The sequence below is a fragment of the Roseomonas sp. TF40 genome (assembly GCF_057219975.1).
The window spans coordinates 450680-469312 of record NZ_JBXVVR010000001.1; the positions used below are offsets into that span (position 1 = coordinate 450680).

Sequence of the window (18633 nt, forward strand, 5' to 3'; positions counted from 1 at the left end):
GGGCGCGAAGCCCGGGCCGGAACAGGCTATACCAGCCCCCATGCGCCCCTTGCTGATTCTCCTGCCGCTGCTGCTCTCCCCCCCCGCCCTGGCCCAGCCCTGGGCCAGCGACCAGGCCCGCGCCGCCGGCCGCCAGGCCATGGCCGCTGGCCAGGCCAACCGCTTCCCCGAGGCCGAGGCCCTGGCCGCCCAGGCCGACCCGCTGGCGCGCAAGCTCCTCACCTGGATGCGCCTGCAGAGCCCGACCGGCGCGGCCAGCGCGGCCGAGCTGGTCGCCTGGATCGACGCCAACCCCGACTGGCCCCTGCCCGAGACCATGGCGCGGCGCGCCGAGCAGGCCCTGCTGGCCGAGGCCACCAACGACGCCCTGGTGCTGCGCCAGTTCACCCGCAGCGCGCCGCGCACGCTGGAGGGCGCGCAGCGCCTGGCCGATGCGCTGGCCCGCGCCAACCGGCCGCAGGAGGCCCGCGCGGCGCTCGTCGCCGGCTGGCGCAACGCCCTGCATGACAGCGTGGCCGAGGCCGGTTTCCTCGAGCGCAACGCCGCCCAGCTCAGCGCCGCCGATCATTGGCGCCGCTTCGACCGGCTGATGTGGGAGGGCCAGTTCCCCGCCGCCGCGCGCGTGGTCCCGCGGCTCGACCCGGCGGCGCGCGCCATCGCCGAGGCGCGGCTCGGCCTGCGCGACGACCGCGCGGCGGCCGAGCCGGCCAGCCCCAGTGCGCGCGACATCGGCCTGGCGCATGACCGCGCCCGCTTCCTCCGCCGCCGCGACCGCGACGCCGAGGCCGCCGCCATCTGGGCCGCCGCCGAACCCCTGCAGCAGAACCTGCCGCCCGAGGCGGCGCGGGCGATCTGGACCGAGCGGCAAGTGCTGGCGCGCAAGCTGCTGCGGCTCGGCCAGCCGCAGCTCGCCTACCGCGTCGCCGCCGGGCATGGCCAGGCCGAGCCGGGCGAGGCGCGGCAGGAGGGCGAGTTCCTCGCCGGCTTCATCGCGCTGCGCCGGCTGAACGATGCCGCCGCCGCGCAGCGCCATTTCGCCGCCGTGCGGGCCGACAGCCTCAGCGTCATCACGCGCGGGCGCAGCTTCTACTGGGAGGGCCTCGCCCTGCTGCAGCTCAACCGCGTGGCGGAAGGCCGCGCGCGGCTGGCGGAGGCGGCCAGTTTCCCGACCTCCTTCTACGGGCAATTGGCGAGCCTCGGCCTGGGGGAGACGCCGGCGCAGCTCAGTGCGCGCATCAACGCCACCGCCCTGCCCCACCCGCCAGAGGATCGCGCCCGGCTGTTCGGCGCGCGCGACCTCTCCCGCGCGGCGGTGACGCTGGCGGATCTGGGCCTGTCGGACCGCTCGCGGGTGTTCCTGCTGCGCATGGAGGATGTCTCGCCCGACGCGCAGGATCGCTGGCTGATCGCACGCCTCGCCGTGCTGATGGGGCGGCCGGACCATGCCGTGTGGGTGGCGCGCCGTGCGGGGGCGGATGGCGTGGTGCTGCTCGAGGATGGCTGGCCCACCCCCTATCGCGCGCCGAGCGAGGGGGCGGAGGCCGCGCTGGTGCACGCCATCACGCGCCAGGAGAGCAATTTCGAGCTGACGGCCATCTCCTCGGCCAATGCGCGCGGGCCGATGCAACTGCTGCCGAGCACGGCGCAGGCGGTGGCGCGGCGGCTCGGCATTCCGCACAGCACGCCGATGCTGACCAGCAATGCCGACCACAATCTCCGCCTGGGCTCGTCCTACATCAACGACCAGCTCGCGCGATTCGGCGGCGCCATGCCGCTCGCCGCCGCGGCCTATAATGCCGGACCGGGCCGGGTGCAGGAGTGGCTCGTTACCTATGGCGATCCGCGCGATCCCGCGGGGCCGCATATCCTCGACTGGATCGAGCAGATCCCCTTCAGCGAGACGCGCAACTACGTCCAGCGCGTGATCGAGAATGTGGTGGTCTATCGGGCGCGCGATCCCGCCACCACCAGCCTGCCGCACCCGCTCGCCCCGCTGCTGGAGGGGCGCCGGTGACCCGCTTCTTCTCGGCCCGCGACGGGCTGCGCCTCGCCGCGCGCGAATGGCCGGGCGATCCGCACCGCGTGCCGCTGCTCTGCCTGCCCGGCATCACCCGCAGCGGCGAGGATTTCGCCCCCCTCGCCGCCCGGCTGCGCGGGCAGCGGCGCGTAATCGCGCTCGACCATGCCGGGCATGGGGCGAGCGAGAAGGCGCCGAGCCTCACGCGCTACCGGATCGAGGAAAGCCTGCGCGACGTGCTCGATGCCATGGCGGCGCTGCATTGCGGGCGCGCGATCATCCTCGGCACCAGCTATGGCGGCATCCTCGCGATGGTGCTGGGCGTGCTGCGTCCCTCGGCCATTGCGGGGGTGGTGCTGAACGACATCGGCCCGGCGATCGAGCCGGTGGGGCTCGGCCATGTCGAGGATTTCGTCGGCCGCGACCCGGCGCTGCCAAGCCTCGGGGCCTGTGTCGCGCATCTCAAGGTCACCATGCCGCCGCTGACGCTGGATGAGGCCGGCTGGGCGCAATTCGCGGCCGGCACCTATGCGCCGGATGCGCAGGGCGTCTGGCGGCCGCGCTGGGATACGCGCATCGCCGAGGTGATGCGGGGCAGCCCGGCCATGCCCGACCTCTGGCCGGCCTTCGCGGCCCTCGGCCCTGCGCCGATGCTGCTGCTGCGCGGCGCGCTCTCCGAATTGCTGTCCGAGGCCACGGCCTTCCGCATGCGCCGGCTGCGGCCCGAGATGAGCTTCGTCAGCGTGGCCGAGACCGGGCATTGCCCAACGCTGGAGGAGCCGGAGGCGCGGGCCGCGCTGGAAGCCTTCCTCGCCACGCAACCATGACCATCGCGATGCTGGTCGCCACGCTGGGCGGGGCGGGACGGCTGCGCCCCGGGCCGGGCACCTTCGGCTCGGCGGTCGTGCTGCCGCTGGTGCTGCTCGGGCCGGTCGCGTGCCTGGTGCTGGCGGTGCTGCTCTGCGTCGCGGGCTATTGGGCGGCGATCCAGGTGGCGCGCGACCCGCAGGAGGACCCCTCCTGGTTCGTGGCGGATGAGGGCGTGGGCATGCTGCTGGCGCTGGCCGCCCTGCCCCAGCCCGGCTGGCTCGGCGTGGCGCTGGCCTTCGCTCTGTTCCGGGTCTTCGACATCACGAAGCCCTGGCCGGTCTCCTGGGCGGATCGACAGAAGGGCGCGCTTGGCATCATGCTCGACGACGTGATCGCGGGGGCGCTGGCGGCCGGGCTGTTGCTGCTGCTGGGTGGTCTCGCGCCGGAGGTGCTGCGCTGATGCTGCCCGAGACCATGCTGGATGACGCCGCCGCGCTGCTCGCCGAACTCCAGGCGCAGGGGCTGACGCTCGCCACGGCCGAGAGCTGCACGGGCGGGCTGATCGCCGCCGCGCTGACCGCCATCCCGGGCAGCTCCGCGACCGTGCTGGCGGGCTACGTCACCTACGCCAATGCGGCGAAGACGCGCATGGTCGGCGTGCCGACCACGATGCTGGCCGAACACGGCGCGGTCAGCGCGCCGGTGGCGCAGCAGATGGCCGAGGGGGCGCGGGCCGATGCGCGGGCGCATCTCGCCGTCTCCTGCACCGGCATCGCCGGGCCGGGCGGGGCCACGCCGGGCAAGCCGGTCGGCCTCGTCTTCCTCGGCTGCGCGCGGGAAGGACAAGCAACGCTGGTCGAGCGCCATGTCTTCCCGGGCGACCGGGCCGCGGTGCGCGCCGCCACGGTCGCGGCCGGCTTCGCGCTGATCCGCCGCGCGCTGGCGGGGTAGGCGCTACTCCGCCGCCTCGGCCGGGACCTTCGCAGCCTCAGCCTCGATCATCTTCAGCAGCATCCGGCGCATCAGCACGCCCGGCCGGTCGGAGGGCATGTTCATCTCGCGGCCCGTCTGGTCCAGCGGCACGTCGTAATCCGTGCTTTCCAGAATGTCGCGGTCCTCATTTGTCACGATGCGGTCGAAGGCGATCACGTCCTCGGCCCTCGACTGCTCCTCGGTGTCGTTGCGGAAGACGAATTGCACGGTCATGGAGCGCGCATCGTCGATCGGCGTGGCGCAGGTGACGATGGAGTGGCTCAGCCCGTTCGGATAGACGATGCGCAGCTTGCGCAGGAAGGGCGCGTACCAGCGGCCGCGCATGTGGCGCACCGTGGTGTCGGACTCCATGTTCAGCACCTTCTTCTGGATCTCCGGGTTCCGCACCGGCACCTCGGTGATCATCATGAAGCCGTCGGCATGTTCCTCGATCTCGAGCTTCGCGGGCTCGGGGTGGCCCTGGTCACCAAAGCTCGCGCGATGGACGAAGCTGAAATGCGCGTTGTCGAAGCTGTTCTCCATCAGCCGCAGCCCGGCGCAGTTCCAGACCTCGTAGAACTCGTCGATGCGGCGGAAGCCGAGCGCCTCCTCCTCGAAATCGGGAATGTCGAAGAGCGGATCTTCCAGCGCCACCCAGACATAGCCGTAGCGCGTGGCGGCGCGGTAGGCAGGCACGCGCATGTTGGTCGCCCCCTGCCGGTCCACCGGGCGCTGGGGCACGCGCATCACCCGCCCATCGGCCGAGAACTCCCAGCCGTGATAGCCGCAGGCCAGGCGCCCTTCCGTGTAGAAGCCCCTGGAAAGCTTGGCCGTGCGGTGGCAGCAGCGGTCATCCATCGCGGCGGGGTTGCCCTCCCCATCCAGCCAGATCACCAGATCCTGGCCGAGCAGGCGGAAGGGCTTGGGGCCCTCGGCCAGATGCGCGACCGGGATCACGGGGTACCAGAAGCGGCGCAGCAGCGGCGTGGCGGTGGCAAGCATGGCAGGGGCCCTCTTCGATGCTGGGCCGCGGAGCGTGCAAATCGCGGACCGCCGCAACAAGGGGAAAAGACGCCCCGCGCGGCGCGCGATTGCGCAGATGCGGCGCCGTCTGCCCAAATTTTCAGCAGAGACGACCGCCATCGCCCTGCTTCCGCGCGCCGGGCCGCCTGCCCTGCCCCGGCGCGCCTTGCTACATCCCGGCCGCCGCCACCGCCGTGCAACGACACGCAACCGGGAGACCCGCCATGCTTCGCCGCCACGCCCTTGCCCTGATGGGCGCGACCCTCGCCGCGCCCGCCGTCCATGCCCAGAGCCTGCTCGATGTGCGCTTCTCGCTGGACTGGGCCTTCCAGGGCCCGCAGGCCGCCTTCCTGCTGGCGCTGGACCGCGGCTATTTCCGCGAGGCCGGGCTGAACGTGACCATGGATCGCGGCTTCGGTTCGGGCGACGTGCCGGTGAAGATCGCCGCCGGCGCCTATGATGTGGGTGTCGCCGACCTCAACCCGACCATCCGCATGCGCCTGGAGCGGCCCGACAGCGATCTCTTCACGCCCTTCATCATCTATGATTCCACCGCGCTCGCCATCATGACGCTGCGGCGCGAGAACATCCGCACCCCGGCGGACCTGATGGACAAGGTGCTCGCCTCGCCCGAGAGCGATGCCGGCCGCCAGCTCTTCCCCGCCTATGCCCGCGCCGCCGGCATCGATGCCAACCGCGTGCGTTGGCTGACCGTGACGCCGCAGCTGCGCGAGCCGATGCTGGCCCAGGGCCGCGCCAATGCGGTCACGGGCTTCATCACCTCGGGCATCTTCTCGCTGCGCGGACTCGGGATCCCCGAGCAGGACATCGTCACGCTGCTGTTCAGCGATGTGGGGGCGGATTTCTTCTCCACCTCGCTGATCACGACGCGCCGCTGGGCCAATGCCAATCGCGCCGCCGTGACGGGGCTGATCCGCGGCCTGATCCGCGCGCAATATGACAGCCTGCGCGACCCCGCCGCCGCCATCGCCAATCTGCGGCGGCGCGAGGCGCTGACCGATGTGGCGCTGGAGACCGAGCGGCTGCGTATGTCGCTCGAGCGGCTGACCTTCACGCCGCATGTGCGCCAGAACGGCTTCGGCCAGGTCGACATGGTGCGCCTGCAGCGCAGCGTGGATGCGGTGCGCGACGCCTTCGGCATCTCGCGTCCCATGGCGGCCTCCGATATCTATGATGCCTCCTTCCTCCCCCCGGCGGCCGATCTGCGGCAGGCCTGACGAAAGCATCCGAACATGGCAGCCCTCCCCACGCGTTTCTGGCAGGAATTGCCCTGGCCCGCCTTCAAGACCCTGCCGGCCAACACGGTGGCGGTGCTGCCGGTGGCGAGCATCGAACAGCATGGGCCGCATCTGCCCGTCTCGGTGGACACCACGATCAACCAGGGCGTGGTCGCGCGCACGCTGAAGGTGATCGCCCCCGACCTGCCCGTGCTGGTGCTGCCGACGCAGAGCGTGGGCTGCTCGGTGGAGCATCTGCGCTTCCCGGGCACGGTGACGACCACGCCGGAGACGCTGCTCGCGCTCGTCACCGATATCGGTGCGAGCGTGGCGCGGGCGGGGGTGAAGCGCCTCGTGATCGTCAACAGCCATGGCGGCAACGTCTCGGTGCTAGACATCGCCTGCCGGCGCATCCGCATCCAGCACAACATCCTGGCTGTGAATGCGATGTGGGCGCGCATGGGAAAGCCCGAGGCGCTGCGCGACGTGGTCGAGGGCAAATACGGCATCCATGCCGGGCGCGACGAGACCTCGGTGATGCTCGCTCTCACGCCGAACCTCGTGAAGATGGAGAACGCGCGGAACTTTGTCAGTCGCTGGCAGGGCGTGGCCAATGCGGCGCCGGGCATGGCGCCCGATGCCGGCGCGCCGCTTGCCTGGCAGGCGCAGGACCTCAACCCGGCCGGCGCGGTGGGCGATGCCTCCCTCGCCACCGTCGAGATCGGGGAGCAGCTGCTCGACTACGCGGCGGAGAAGATGGCGGCCCTCTGGGCGCAGGTCGCGGCCTTCGATGCCGAGGGCTTCCTCGCGAACGAGCCCAGCGCGAATGGCTGACATCGCTGCCCTCGCCGCCTCGCTGGAGGGGATCGAACTCTCCACTGATCGCGCGCTGCTGCGCCAGAAGAGCCGTGACTTCTACTGGTACAGCCCGATCCTGAAGGCGCAGCTCGACGGCAAATCCGCCGAGCTCTACGCGCGCCCCAAGACCGAGGCCGAGGTGCTGCGCATCCTCACCGTCTGCCGTGCGGCGCGCGTGCCGGTGACGGTGCGTGGCGGTGGCACGGGGAATTACGGGCAATGCGTGCCGCTCGAGGGCGGCGTGGTGCTCGACATGACGGCGATGGCCGCGCCGATCGACATCGTCGATGGCGTCGTCGAGGTCGAGGCCGGGGCAAAGATGATCGACCTCGACCTCTGGGCGCGCGAACGCGGCTGGGAGCTGAAGCTCTGGCCTTCCACCAAGCGCACTGCGACCATCGGCGGCTTCGTCGCGGGCGGCGGTGCGGGCGTGGGCGGCATCAGCCACGGCACGCTGCGCGAACGCGGCAACCTGCTGGGAGCGCGCGTCGCCACCATGCAGGACCCGCCGGTGATCCTTGATGTCGAGGGCGATGACGCGGCGCCGGTGAACCGCACCTATGGCACCACCGGCGTGCTGACGCGCGTGCGCGTGCCGCTGACGCCCGCGCAGGATTGGCGCGACATCGCCATCACCTTCCCCGAATTCACCGCTGCGTCGCGCTTCGCCCTGGCGCTGTCTTACGCCGATGGCATCGCGAAGAAGATGTGCGGCGTCTTCGACAGCCAGCTCCCGCCCTTCTTCCGCGGCATCGCCGACCTCGTGCCGGCCGATCACGCGCTGGTGCTGGTGATGGTCGCCCCCGCGGCGCGCCGTGCGCTCACGGATCTCGCGCGCGAGCATGGCGGCACGCTGGTGGCCGAGCAATCGACCGTCGAGGCCGAGCGCGATCCGGAGAAAACGCCCTTCTACGAATATTGCTGGAACCACACGACGCTGCAGGTGCTCAAGCGCGATCGAGGGGTGAGCTACCTGCAATGCCGCTTCCCCTTCGACAACACGCTCGAGGCGCTGGAAGCCGTGCGCATCCCCTTCCGCGAGGAGGTGTGGATGCACACCGAATGCGTGCGCTTCGGCGGGCGCATCACCATGTCCGCCCTGCCCGTCATCCGCTGGAAGAGTGCCGAGCGCCTGGCCGAGATCATGGCCGCCTTCGAAGCGGCCGGCATCGGCATCGCCAACCCGCATGTGCTGACCATCGAGGAAGGCAGCGGCTATCGCCGCGTGCCGGGCGACCAGCTCGGCTTCAAGCGGCGCACCGATCCGCTCGGCCTGCTCAACCCGGGCAAGATGCGCGACTTCACGATGGAGGAAGCGGCGGCATGAGCGTGCAGGCCGTGATGGCGGACACCGCCGGCATCGACTGGATCACCGACCCCGCTTTGGTGCGCCAGAAGTCGCGCGACTTCTTCTGGTATTCGCCCGTGCTCAAGCGCCAGCTCAACGGCGTCAGCGCCGAGGCCATCGCCTGCCCGCGTGACGAGGCGGAGGTGATCGCGGTGATGCGCGCCTGCGTGAAGCACCGCGTGCCGCTCACCCCGCGCGGCGCGGGCACCGGCAATTACGGCCAGGCGATGCCGCTGAAGGGCGGCGTGGTGCTGGACCTCATGCGGCTCGACCGCGTGCTCTGGATGAAGCCGGGCATGGTGCGCGTCCAGGCCGGCAAGAAGCTGATCGAACTCGATGCCGAGACGCGCGCGGCGGTGGGGGGCGAGTTGCGCTTCCACCCTTCCACGCGCCGCACCGCGACCATCGGCGGCTTCATCGCGGGTGGCTCCGCCGGCATCGGCTCCTGCACCTATGGCAAGCTGCGCGAGTTCGGCAACATCCTTGGCCTGCGCGTCATCACCATGGAGGAGAACCCGCGCATCCTCGAATTGCGCGGCACCGACATCGACAAGGCGAACCACGCCTACGGCACGAATGGCATCATCACCGAGGTGGAAATGCCCCTCGCCCCCGCCTGGGAGTGGGTGGATGTGCTGGCCGGCTTCCCCGACACGCTCTCCGCCGCGCGCTTCTGCGAGGCGCTGGTCGCCTCCGACGGCATCGCGAAGAAGCTGGCGAGCGTCGTCGCCCCCGGCGTGGCGCAGGCCTATTTCAAGCCCTTCCAGCCGCTGCTCAAGCCCGGCCAAGCGACGGCGATGGTGATGGTCGCCGAGCCCTTCCTGAACCTCATCGCGCCGCTGCTCGCGAGCTTCGGCGGCACGGAGCTGTATCGCGTGCCGAGTGCCGAGGCCGAGACGCCGCTCTACGAATTCACCTGGAACCACACCACGCTGCAGGCGCTGAAGGTCGATCGGTCGCTGACCTATCTGCAGACCCTGCTGCCCTCGCCCCACCAGTTTGCCTTGATCGGCAGGATCGAGACGCTGTTCGGCGACGAGGTGCCGCTGCACCTGGAATTCGTGAAGCTCGGCGGCGTCGTGTCCTGCTTCGCGCTCTCCCTGGTGCGCTTCACCACCGAGGAACGGCTCGAGGAGATCATCCGCCTGCATGAGGCGAACGGCATCCCGGTCTTCAACCCGCATGCCTTCACGCTCGAGGAAGGCGGGATGAAGCGCATCGACAGCGTGCAACTCGATTTCAAGCGCGAGGCCGATCCGCACGGCCTGCTCAACCCCGGCAAGATGATCGCCTGGGACGACCCCGACTGGACGCCCGAGCGCAAGCAGAGCTTCTACCTCTATGGCCGCGCCGATGCGCCGGAGGTCGAGGAGATTCTGGAGTAGAGCACTACCCGTCCAATAGGACGGGTTTCGTGCTCTACAAAAAGCAGAGACTCAGCCCAGCCAGTCAGGCCGCGGCAGTGCCTGATAGGCTTCGCGCAGGCTCTCCGACCAACGCTGGCGCAGGAAGGCGAAATAGGGATCGCCCTCATCGATGCGCCGGCGCAAAGTCTGGTCCAGCGCATCGCGGCGCACCACGGTGAGGTCGATGGGCAGACCGACGGTGAGGTTGGAGCGCAGCGTGCTGTCCATGCTGATCAATGCGAGCGTCACGCCATCGGCGAGCGGCGTGGCCGGCGTCAGCACGCGGTCCAGGATCGGCTTGCCGTATTTGTGCTCGCCGATCTGCAGGAAGGGCGTCTCGGCCGTCGCCTCGATGAAATTGCCCGCGGCGTAGATCAGGAACAGGCGCGGCGGCTGGCCCGCGATCTGCCCGCCAAGCAGGATGGAGCAGTCGAAGGAGAGCCCCTGCGCGCGCAGCGTCGGCCCATCGGCCTCGAACACCGCGCGCACCGCCGCGCCGACCAGCTGCGCGGCACGGAAAAGGCTGGGCACCTCGAGCAGCGTCAGGCGCTGGCCTTCCAGCCACACGCCTTCCTGCAGCAGGTTCCACACCGCCTGCGTCACGGCGAGGTTGCCCGCGGTGTTGAGCACCAGCGTGCGCTCGCCGCCATTCTCGACCACGAAGGTCTTGTTGAAGGTGGAGATGTTGTCCACGCCCGCATTGGTGCGCGTGTCGGACAGCAGGATCACGCCCGCATCGAGCAGCAGGCCGACGCAATAGGTCATGCGCGCGTCACCACCATCCTCACGGATGCAGGTAGAATTCGCCGATGCGCTGGCCGAGTTCGGCGTTGCGCTCGATCTTGCGCGTGAGGAAGGCGTGCAGGCCGCTCTCCAGCGTCTCCTCGATGCGGCCGTAGCGCAGGCTCGCATGGATCTCGCCGGCGATGCGGTGGCACTCCCCGCGCCCGCCGCCATTGGCCTCCGCGATGCGATCGAGCGTCTGCTCCACGCGGCGATGGCAGGAGAGCAGCGAACGCGGCAACTCCTGGCGGTAGATCAGCAGATCCGCCACCAGCCTGGGCTGCATGCGCGTGTGATAGACCCATTGATAGGCGCGCAACGCCGAGACCGAGCGCAGAAGGGCCTGCCACTGCGCATAGGCCGAGGTGCCCTCGCTGCCCGGGCCCGACAGCGCGGTGTGCTTCGCATCCAACAGCCGCGCGGTGTTGTCGGCGCGCTCCAGCATCACGCCCAGATGCACGAAGCGCCAGCCATCATTGCGCAGCATGGTGTCGGCCGCGGCGCCGTTGAAAAGCAGCGTGCGGCTGCGCACCCAGTCAAGGAAGGCCGGCAGGCGGTCCGCATCGGTGGCTGTCGCGGCCTGGGCGCGCATCTCGCGCCAGGTGTCGTTCAGCGCCTCCCACATGTCGACGGTCAGCGCCGTGCGCACGGCGCGCCCATTGCGCCGCGCCTGCTCGATGCAGGAGGCGATGGATGAAGGGTTCTCGGTATCGAGTGCGAGCCAATGCACCACAGCCTCGGCCGTCGCCGCGCGGCCGGTGGCGCGGAAGCCCGGCTCGGCGCCGGCAGCGACGAGCAGGCTGTGCCACTCATCCACATCGCCGCGCAGCGAGTGGCCAAGCCCCGCCATGCGCAGCGCCACCTGCATCCCGCGCGCGAGGTTGCCCGCGCGCTCGGTGTAGCGGCCCATCCAGTAGAGGCTGTCGGCGGTACGAGAGAGCATGGTCTCAGCCCTCCCCTGCGCTGTCGTCGATCACCCAGGTATCCTTGGTGCCGCCACCCTGCGAGGAATTCACCACCAGCGAGCCCTCCCGCAGCGCCACGCGCGTCAGGCCGCCGGGCACGATCCGCACCTCCTTGCCCATCAGCACATAGGGGCGCAGATCGACATGGCGCGGGCCGATCGCCTCGCCCGCCAGCGTGGGCACGGTGGAGAGCGCGAGAGTGGGCTGCGCGATGTAGTGCTCCGGCTTGGCCAGGATGCGCGCGCGGAATTCCTCCTGCTGGGCCTTGGTGCTGTGCGGGCCCACCAGCATGCCGTAGCCGCCCGAGCCATGCGCGAGCTTCACCACCAGCTTGTCGATGTTCTCCAGCACATAGGCGCGCTCATTGGGGCGCTCGCACAGATAGGTCGGCACGTTGTTCAGCAGCGGTTCCTCGCCGAGGTAGAAGCGGATCATCTCCGGCACGAAGGGGTAGATCGCCTTGTCGTCGGCGATGCCCGCGCCGGGCGCGTTGGCGAGCGTAATGTTTCCGGCGCGATAGGCGCCGAAGATGCCGGGCACGCCAAGCATGGAATCGGGGCGGAACACCTTGGGGTCGAGGTAGTCGTCATCGACGCGGCGATAGAGCACGTCGACGCGCTTCGGCCCGGCCGTGGTGCGCATGTAGACCACGTCGTCCTGCACGATCAGGTCCGCCCCCTCCACCACCTCCACGCCCATCTCATCGGCCAGGAAGCAATGCTCGTAATAGGCGGAGTTGTAGTGGCCGGGCGTGAGGATCGCGACACAGGGTTCGCGCTTGCAGTTGGGCGGCGCGGCGTCCTTCAGCGTCTCGAGCAGTTCCTCGGGGTAATGCGCCACGGGCAGCAGGCGGTGGTCCGAGCACAGCGCGGGGAAGAGCCGCAGCATCGCCTCGCGGTTCTCAAGCATGTAGGACACACCGGAGGGGGTGCGGCAGTTGTCCTCCAGCACGTAGAATTCCTCGGCCCCGGTGCGCACCAGGTCGATGCCCGAGATGTGGGTATAGACCCCGCCGGGCGGCGTGAAGCCGGCCATCTCGGGCCGATAGGCCTCATTGGCCAGCACCAGGGCTTCCGGCACGCGCCCGGCGCGCAGGATCTCGCGCGCGCCATAGACATCGGCCATGAACATGTTGAGCGCGCGCACCCGCTGCGTCAGCCCGCGCGCGAGGCCGTCCCACTCGCGCTTGACCAGGATGCGCGGGATGACGTCGAAGGGGATCAGCCGCTCGGGGTCACCGCCCTCGCCATAGACGGCGAAGGTGATGCCGACGCGGCGGAACAGCGCCTCCGCCTCGGCGCGCTTGGCGGCCAGCGCGGCGAGGCCATGGGCCTCGATCCAGGCGGCGATGCCGGCATAGGCCGGGCGCACCTGCCCGTCGCTCATCATTTCGTCGAAGGCGCGACTCGTCTCGGTCACTTGTGAAGTCCGGTTTGCCCTGTTCTGGCTGAAATAGTCGCGGAATAACCGGGGGATGGGAAGAGCCTGCCGGCGCCGCCCGCGGCCCGCGCCGCGGCGTCCTGCCTGCCGCCTGGGCGCACTGCCCAGGCGCAGGGCATCAGCCGGTGGCAGGGGCGCCGGGGGAGGCCACCGGCAGCGCCGCGATCTCCCGCACCAGCTTGGCGCGCATGGCGCGGGCGAAATCGCGCCGGTCCTCGGCCCGCAGAACGAAGGCGCCCGGCCCGCCGATGACGTCGCGCGTGTAGAGTTCCGCCAGCCGCCCGCCGGACCAGCTGGACGACGCCTCGATCGCCAGACCGTTGACGATGATGCCCGCCGCCACGGCGGCGTCGCGGGCCTCGGGCGCGCGGACCAGGCTGCGCATGTCGGGGCCGTCGCCCGAGACGTCGATGGTGCGCTCCGCCGCCGCCCAGGGCGCGGCGGCGATCAGCGCCGTGCTGTGGGCGATGGCATCGCCGATGGCGTTGAAGGATTGGCGCGAGCGCGGCGCCGCGCGCATCGCCGCGGCGGCCTGCGCGGCGGAGGCCGCATCGGCGATGCGCTGCCAGCCCACCACCGTCGCCGCCCCGCCGGGCGAGCCCCATTCCACCATCGCCACGCCGATCGCCCCGCGCGGCCCCGAGGCGATGGCGGCGAGCACGGCGGGGAAGGTCAGCGCCTCCGCGATGCCCTCGCGCTGGAGGTCGAACTCATCCGCATCGATCGAACCCGAGGCATCGACGGCGAGCACCAGCAGCAGGTCCACCGCCCCCGCCTGCGCCGAGGCCGCGCCCGGCAGCAGGCTGAGGGCCGGCCCCGCAAGCAGGCCGCGCCGGCGGATCAAGCGGCACCGCGCCGCAGCGTGGCCAGCGCGCGCAGGCAGGCCTCGAAACCGGCGAGGTCGGACCAGCGCGCGGCGGGCGGCACGGCGTTGCGCACCAGAACCCCGCCGGCGGCACGGATCCCGCCATCGATCATCAGATTGTCGGTGAGGCCGAATTCCTCGAGCGCCAGCCCCTCCCCGTCCACCCAGCGGCCCGCCGCGTTGCGTCGCGCCTGGCCGCCCAGGGCGTGCAGGGTGCGCGCGGCGAAATCCGCGCCGTCATTGGTGTAGCCCAGCACCGGCCGGCCCAGCGCGCGCATGAAGCCGAGCTCATAGACCGTGCCTGCGTCGGCCGAAGGCCCGCGGAAGGGCGTGAGATTGGCGATCAGCGCGTCGCAGGCGCGGATATGCGCCTCGTTGCGCAGATAGATCGCGTACCAGAGGTCGGGTGCGGCATCGGCGGCGGCGTCCGGGCGCGGATCGGTGGGGAAGACGCCCTCGAAGCCATGCGCGGCGCAAAGGCGTTTCTTTGCCGCGGCCATCGCCTCGGCATCGGGGAAGAAGACGTCGGGGCCAGCCAGATAGACCTTCATCCTTCGAGTTTGCCAGAGAGGGCACCGGTTGCGGAACCCGCTTCCTGGTGCACGCAAGGCGGGTCATGCCGCCCCTTGCCGGCCACGCCGGGGCGTCGTGCAATAGGACGCATGGACCTCCAGGCCGAATACGACAACCGCGCCCGCGTGCCCGAGCACCCGGGCCTGATCCTCGGCTGGCAGGCCGATGCCGCCACCTGGCGCGCCGCCTGCCCGCTGGCGGAGCTCGACCTCGCCTATGGCCCTGGCGCGCGGGAGAAGCTCGATCTGTTCAGCCCCGGCCCCAACGCCGGCGCCACCGCGCTGTTCATCCATGGCGGCTACTGGCAGGCGCTGGACCGCAGCTTCGCGAGCCATTGCGCCCGCGGGCTGAACGCGCAGGGCGTGGCGGTGGCCGTGCCGTCCTATGATCTCTGCCCCGCCGTGCCGCTCGCCACCATCGTGGCGCAGATGCGCGCGGCGGCGGCCTTCCTGTGGCGACGGCGCGGCCAGCGCCTTCTCGCCATCGGCCATTCCGCGGGCGGGCATCTGGCGGCGATGCTGCTCGCCACGGACTGGCCGGCCGTGGCACCCGACCTGCCGCCAGGGCTGGTGCAGGCCGCGCTGCCGATCTCGGGCGTCTTCGAGCTGGAGCCCCTGCTGCCCACCACCATCGGCGCGGGGCTGGGGCTGGATGCGGCCGCCGCGCGCGCGCTTTCGCCGCGCTTCCTGCCCGCCCCGGGCCGGCCGATCCATTGCGTGGTGGGCGGCGCGGAGAGCGGCGAATTCCTGCGCCAGACCCGCGACATGGCCGCCGCCTGGGGCGGTACGGCGGAGGCCCTGCCGGGGCTGAACCATTTCACGGTGATCGCCCCCCTGGCCGATCCGGCGAGCGATCTGGTCGCGCGGGCGCGCGGGCTTTTGTAAAATCCTCACATCTTTACAGCCGGATCTGTCGAGAGCTTTACTCGTTTCGCCCGCGAGCAAGAATTCGTCAGTTCCTTTCAAGGGCGTGACACAGCACATGTCGCCTCACCCAGAGGAGGACACACATGTCGCTGATCTCTCGTCGTTCCGTGCTCGGCTCCCTGCTCGCCGCCCCGCTCGCGACCCCTGCCCTCGCGCAGGCCTGGCGCCCGGACCGGCCCGTCGAGCTCGTCGTCGGCTTCGCACCGGGCGGCGGGACCGACATCGTCGCACGGCTCTTCGCGCGGCATCTGGAGACACGGCTCGGCCAGCCGATCACCGTGGTGAACCGCCCTGGCGCCTCGAGCGAAGTGGCGCTGACCTATGTCTCGCGCGCGCGCCCGGACGGGCAGGTGCTAGGCCTGACCAACATGCCCTCTTTCGTCACCGTGCCGGTGGAGCGCCGCGCGCAGTACAACCTCGACAGCTTCGCCTTCATCGGCAACATCATGACCGACCCCACGGGCATCGTGGTGCGCGCCGACAGCCCGATCCGCGACATCCCGGACCTCATCGCCCGCGCCAAGGCGGACCCCGAGGGCATCGTGATCTCCACCAGCGGCATCGGCACCGATGACCACCTGATGATCGCGCAGATCTCGCGCCTGACCGGCGCGCGCTTCACGCTGGTGCACTACACCGGCGCGCCGCAGCAGCGCACCGCGCTGATGGCGGGCCAGGTGCAGGTCAACACCATGTCGATCGGCGAGATCATGCCCCAGCCGCAGGGCCTGCGCTTCCTCGCCCATGGCGGCACGGGCGAGAACCGCTTCGCGCCGGGCATCCCGACCTTCAAGAGCCTCGGCCTCGACTTCACCATGTTCTCCGAGCGCGGCATCGTCGTGCCGGTCGGCACGCCGGCGCACATCGTCGAGCGTCTGCGCGACGCGGTGCAGGAAGCGGCCGCCGACCCGGCGACGCGCCGCACCTTCGAGGCGCAGTTCATCGAGCCCACGCTCGAGCCCGGCGCGGTGTGGGAGGCGCGGATGCGCGCCACCCAGAACCAGTATGCGGCGCTGTGGCGCGCCGCGCCCTGGATCAATACGTAAGCGAGATCAGCCGGGGGCGTGGCTCTTGGGCCGCGCCTTCAGCTTGAGTTCGCGCAGATCCGCCTGCTCGCGCACCGCATTGCGCAGCAGCGCGTCCTTGCCCGGCCCGTAGGAGGGTGGGGCCGCGATGTCCCGCACGCCGTATTGCGCCGCGGCGTGCAGGGTGAAGGCGGGGTTGGCCAGGTGCGGCCGCCCCAGCGCCACCAGATCCGCCCGCCCCGCCGCGACGATGGTGTTCACCTGGTCGGCGGTGGTGATGTTGCCGACACACATCGTCGCCACGCCCAGCTCGTTGCGGATCATGTCCGACCAGGGCAGCTGGAACATGCGCCCATAGGTCGGCCGCGCCTCGGCCACCGTCTGGCCCGTCGAGACATCGATCAGGTCGGCGCCCGCCTGCGCGAAGGCGCGCGCGATGGCGAGGCAATCCGCGTCGCTGAGCCCGCCCTCCATCCAATCCGTAGCCGAGATTCGCACCGACATCGGCTTCTCGGCCGGCCAGGCGGCGCGCATCGCGGCGAAGACCTCCAGCGGAAAGCGCAGCCGGTTCGCGACCGAACCGCCATACTCATCCGTGCGGTGATTGGTCAGGGGCGAGAGGAAGCCCGCGAGCAGATAGCCGTGCGCGCAATGCAGTTCGAGCATGTCGAAGCCGCAGGCGATGGCGCGGCGCGTGGCGGCGACGAATTCCTCGCGCACCCATTCCATGTCGGCGCGATCCATCTCGCGCGGCACCTGGCTCTCCGGATAGTAGGGCAGCGGCGAGGCCGCGATGATCGGCCAGGCGCCCTCATCCAGCGGGCGGTCCATGCCCTCCCACATCAGCTTCGTCGCGCCCTTGCGCCCGGCATGGCCGAGCTGCAGCGCGATCTTCGCCCCCGAGGTCGCGTGCACCAGATCGACGATGCGGCTCCAGGCGGCCTGCTGGTCATCGTTCCACAGCCCCGTGCAGCCGGGGGTGATGCGTGCGCCCGCGCTCACGCAGGTCATCTCGGTGAAGACCAGCCCCGCCCCGCCCATGGCGCGCGCGCCGTAATGCGCGAGGTGGAAATCGCCCGGCACGCCCTCGGCGGCCGCATACATGCACATGGGCGAGACGACGACGCGGTTGGCGAGCATCATCCCGCGCAGCCGGAAGGGTTGGAACATCGGCGGATTCTTGGGCTTCGCCGGCAGGCCCGCGGCTGCCACCTCCGCGGCCACGGCTTCCTGCGTCTGCGCCACGAAATCCGGCGCGCGCAGGGCGAGGTTGTCCCAGGTGATGGCCTTGCTGCGCGTCATCACGCCGAAGGCGAAGCGCGTGGGCGAGAAATCCCAGAAGCGCTTCACATGCTCGAACCACACGAGCGAGACATTGGCCGCGTGCTGCGTCTTCTCCACATCCTCGCGCCGGTCGGTCTCATAGCGCGCGAGGCAGGTGGCGACATCGCCGCCGGCGCGGAAGGCGCGGTGCAGGCCGATCGCATCCTCCATGGCGAGCTTGGTGCCAGAGCCGATGGAGAAATGCGCCGTCGCCTTCGCATCGCCCAGCAGCACCACATTGCCGCGCACCCAGCGCTGGCAGGTGATGGTGGGGAATTGCCGCCACATGGAGCGATTGGTGATGAGCCGATGGCCCTGCAATTCCTCGGCGAAGACGCCCTCCAGATAGGCCGCGCTCTGCGCCTCATCCATCGCGCCGAGGCCGGCGCGGGTGAAGGTCTCGGGATCCGTCTCCAGCACCCAGGTGCTCGCCCCCGGCTCATACTGGTAGCAATGGGCGATGAAGATGCCCTCGGGCCGTTCCTTGAAGAAGAAGGTGAAGGCGTCGAAGGGCCGGGTGCTGCCCATCCAGGCGAAGCGGTTGGGGCGCAGATCGACCTCGGGCGCGAAATGGTCCCGATGCGCCTCGCGCACCGGTGAGTTGATGCCATCCGCGGCGACGATCAGGTCTGCGTCGGGAAAGTCGGCCGGCGCGGCCTCGCGGCGGAATTCGAGCTCGACGCCCAGCGCACGGGCGCGCTCGGCCAGCAGCATCAGCAGCGTGCGGCGCGAGCAGCCGCAGAAGCCATTGCCCCCGATGCGGTGCTCCACGCCCTTCGCGACGATGGCGATGTCGTCCCAATAGGCGAAGCTCTTCGTGATGGCGCGGTAGCTCGGCTCATCGGCCTCGGCGAAGGTGTCGAGCGTGGCGTCGGAGAACACCACGCCGAAGCCGAAGGTGTCGTCGGGCCGGTTGCGCTCCACCACCGTGATGCGCGCATCGGGATAATCCCGCTTCATCAGGATGGCGAAATAGAGGCCCGCCGGGCCGCCGCCGATCACCGCGATGCGCATCGTCACACCCCTTGCCCCGAGCCAGAACAGTTTAGGTTTCAAAGATT

General features: G+C 70.5%; 17 protein-coding genes. 10 read left to right on the forward strand and 7 right to left on the reverse strand.

The genetic code is table 11. The features are described from left to right. Positions 1-40 precede the first annotated feature (40 nt). From AC2D9U_RS01955 to AC2D9U_RS01970, 4 genes are read left to right on the forward strand one after another with little or no spacing between them, the layout of a single operon-like run. A complete protein-coding gene (locus AC2D9U_RS01955) occupies positions 41-2014 on the forward strand; it encodes a lytic transglycosylase domain-containing protein (protein ID WP_484745879.1) in 1974 nt (657 codons plus the stop codon). Then, entirely contained in the window at positions 2011-2844 is an 834-nt protein-coding gene (locus tag AC2D9U_RS01960; RefSeq protein ID WP_484745883.1) for an alpha/beta fold hydrolase, read from the forward strand. Before AC2D9U_RS01955 ends, AC2D9U_RS01960 begins: the two co-directional genes overlap by 4 nt. Beyond that, complete coding sequence (locus tag AC2D9U_RS01965) at positions 2841-3287, forward strand: phosphatidylglycerophosphatase A family protein (protein ID WP_484745885.1); 447 nt, start codon at positions 2841-2843, stop codon at positions 3285-3287. The genes AC2D9U_RS01960 and AC2D9U_RS01965 overlap by 4 nt, the downstream gene beginning before the upstream one ends. Continuing rightward, on the forward strand, positions 3287-3778 hold the full coding sequence (locus AC2D9U_RS01970) for a CinA family protein (RefSeq protein WP_484745887.1): 492 nt from the start codon (positions 3287-3289) through the stop codon (positions 3776-3778). Before AC2D9U_RS01965 ends, AC2D9U_RS01970 begins: the two co-directional genes overlap by 1 nt. Before the next feature lie 3 nt (positions 3779-3781). Here AC2D9U_RS01970 and AC2D9U_RS01975 read toward each other — a convergent pair whose 3' ends face one another. After that, the gene (locus AC2D9U_RS01975; protein WP_484745889.1) at positions 3782-4801 is read right to left on the reverse strand and encodes an aromatic ring-hydroxylating dioxygenase subunit alpha; all 1020 of its coding nucleotides are present in this window, start codon (positions 4799-4801) and stop codon (positions 3782-3784) included. Positions 4802-5046: 245 nt separating this feature from the next. Between AC2D9U_RS01975 and AC2D9U_RS01980 the strand changes: the two genes are divergently transcribed. The 4 genes from AC2D9U_RS01980 to AC2D9U_RS01995 are packed head-to-tail and all read left to right on the forward strand — an operon-like array spanning position 5047 to position 9651. Beyond that, positions 5047-6060 carry an ABC transporter substrate-binding protein gene (locus AC2D9U_RS01980; RefSeq protein ID WP_484745891.1) on the forward strand — a complete coding sequence of 338 codons (1014 nt, stop codon included), beginning with the start codon at positions 5047-5049 and terminating at the stop codon, positions 6058-6060. Positions 6061-6075: 15 nt separating this feature from the next. After that, entirely contained in the window at positions 6076-6894 is an 819-nt protein-coding gene (locus tag AC2D9U_RS01985) for a creatininase family protein (RefSeq protein WP_484745894.1), read from the forward strand. Continuing rightward, the gene (locus AC2D9U_RS01990; protein WP_484745896.1) at positions 6887-8245 is read left to right on the forward strand and encodes an FAD-binding oxidoreductase; all 1359 of its coding nucleotides are present in this window, start codon (positions 6887-6889) and stop codon (positions 8243-8245) included. Before AC2D9U_RS01985 ends, AC2D9U_RS01990 begins: the two co-directional genes overlap by 8 nt. Next, entirely contained in the window at positions 8242-9651 is a 1410-nt protein-coding gene (locus tag AC2D9U_RS01995; protein ID WP_484745897.1) for an FAD-binding oxidoreductase, read from the forward strand. The genes AC2D9U_RS01990 and AC2D9U_RS01995 overlap by 4 nt, the downstream gene beginning before the upstream one ends. A gap of 51 nt (positions 9652-9702) precedes the next feature. Here the strand turns inward: AC2D9U_RS01995 and AC2D9U_RS02000 are convergent, their stop codons facing one another. The 5 genes from AC2D9U_RS02000 to AC2D9U_RS02020 form a co-directional block, all read right to left on the reverse strand. Continuing rightward, positions 9703-10437, reverse strand: a complete 735-nt coding sequence (locus AC2D9U_RS02000) for a proteasome-type protease (protein WP_484745899.1) — start codon at positions 10435-10437, stop codon at positions 9703-9705. Positions 10438-10456: 19 nt separating this feature from the next. Beyond that, positions 10457-11398 (reverse strand): alpha-E domain-containing protein, encoded by a 942-nt coding sequence (locus tag AC2D9U_RS02005; RefSeq protein ID WP_484745901.1) that lies wholly within the window; start codon positions 11396-11398, stop codon positions 10457-10459. A 4-nt stretch (positions 11399-11402) separates the two neighbouring features. Next, positions 11403-12839 (reverse strand): circularly permuted type 2 ATP-grasp protein, encoded by a 1437-nt coding sequence (locus tag AC2D9U_RS02010; protein ID WP_484745902.1) that lies wholly within the window; start codon positions 12837-12839, stop codon positions 11403-11405. A gap of 139 nt (positions 12840-12978) precedes the next feature. Continuing rightward, positions 12979-13704: a DUF1194 domain-containing protein gene (locus AC2D9U_RS02015; RefSeq protein WP_484745904.1), complete on the reverse strand. Its 726-nt coding sequence runs from the start codon at positions 13702-13704 to the stop codon at positions 12979-12981. Then, positions 13701-14276, reverse strand: a complete 576-nt coding sequence (locus AC2D9U_RS02020) for a nucleoside 2-deoxyribosyltransferase (protein WP_484745906.1) — start codon at positions 14274-14276, stop codon at positions 13701-13703. The genes AC2D9U_RS02015 and AC2D9U_RS02020 overlap by 4 nt, the downstream gene beginning before the upstream one ends. A 111-nt stretch (positions 14277-14387) precedes the next feature. Between AC2D9U_RS02020 and AC2D9U_RS02025 the strand changes: the two genes are divergently transcribed. Further along, entirely contained in the window at positions 14388-15182 is a 795-nt protein-coding gene (locus tag AC2D9U_RS02025; protein WP_484745907.1) for an alpha/beta hydrolase, read from the forward strand. Positions 15183-15307: 125 nt separating this feature from the next. Further along, positions 15308-16270: a tripartite tricarboxylate transporter substrate binding protein gene (locus tag AC2D9U_RS02030; protein WP_484745909.1), complete on the forward strand. Its 963-nt coding sequence runs from the start codon at positions 15308-15310 to the stop codon at positions 16268-16270. A 6-nt stretch (positions 16271-16276) separates the two neighbouring features. Here the strand turns inward: AC2D9U_RS02030 and AC2D9U_RS02035 are convergent, their stop codons facing one another. Then, positions 16277-18586 carry a bifunctional salicylyl-CoA 5-hydroxylase/oxidoreductase gene (locus AC2D9U_RS02035; RefSeq protein ID WP_484747320.1) on the reverse strand — a complete coding sequence of 770 codons (2310 nt, stop codon included), beginning with the start codon at positions 18584-18586 and terminating at the stop codon, positions 16277-16279. Between the last annotated feature and the right edge of the window lie 47 nt (positions 18587-18633).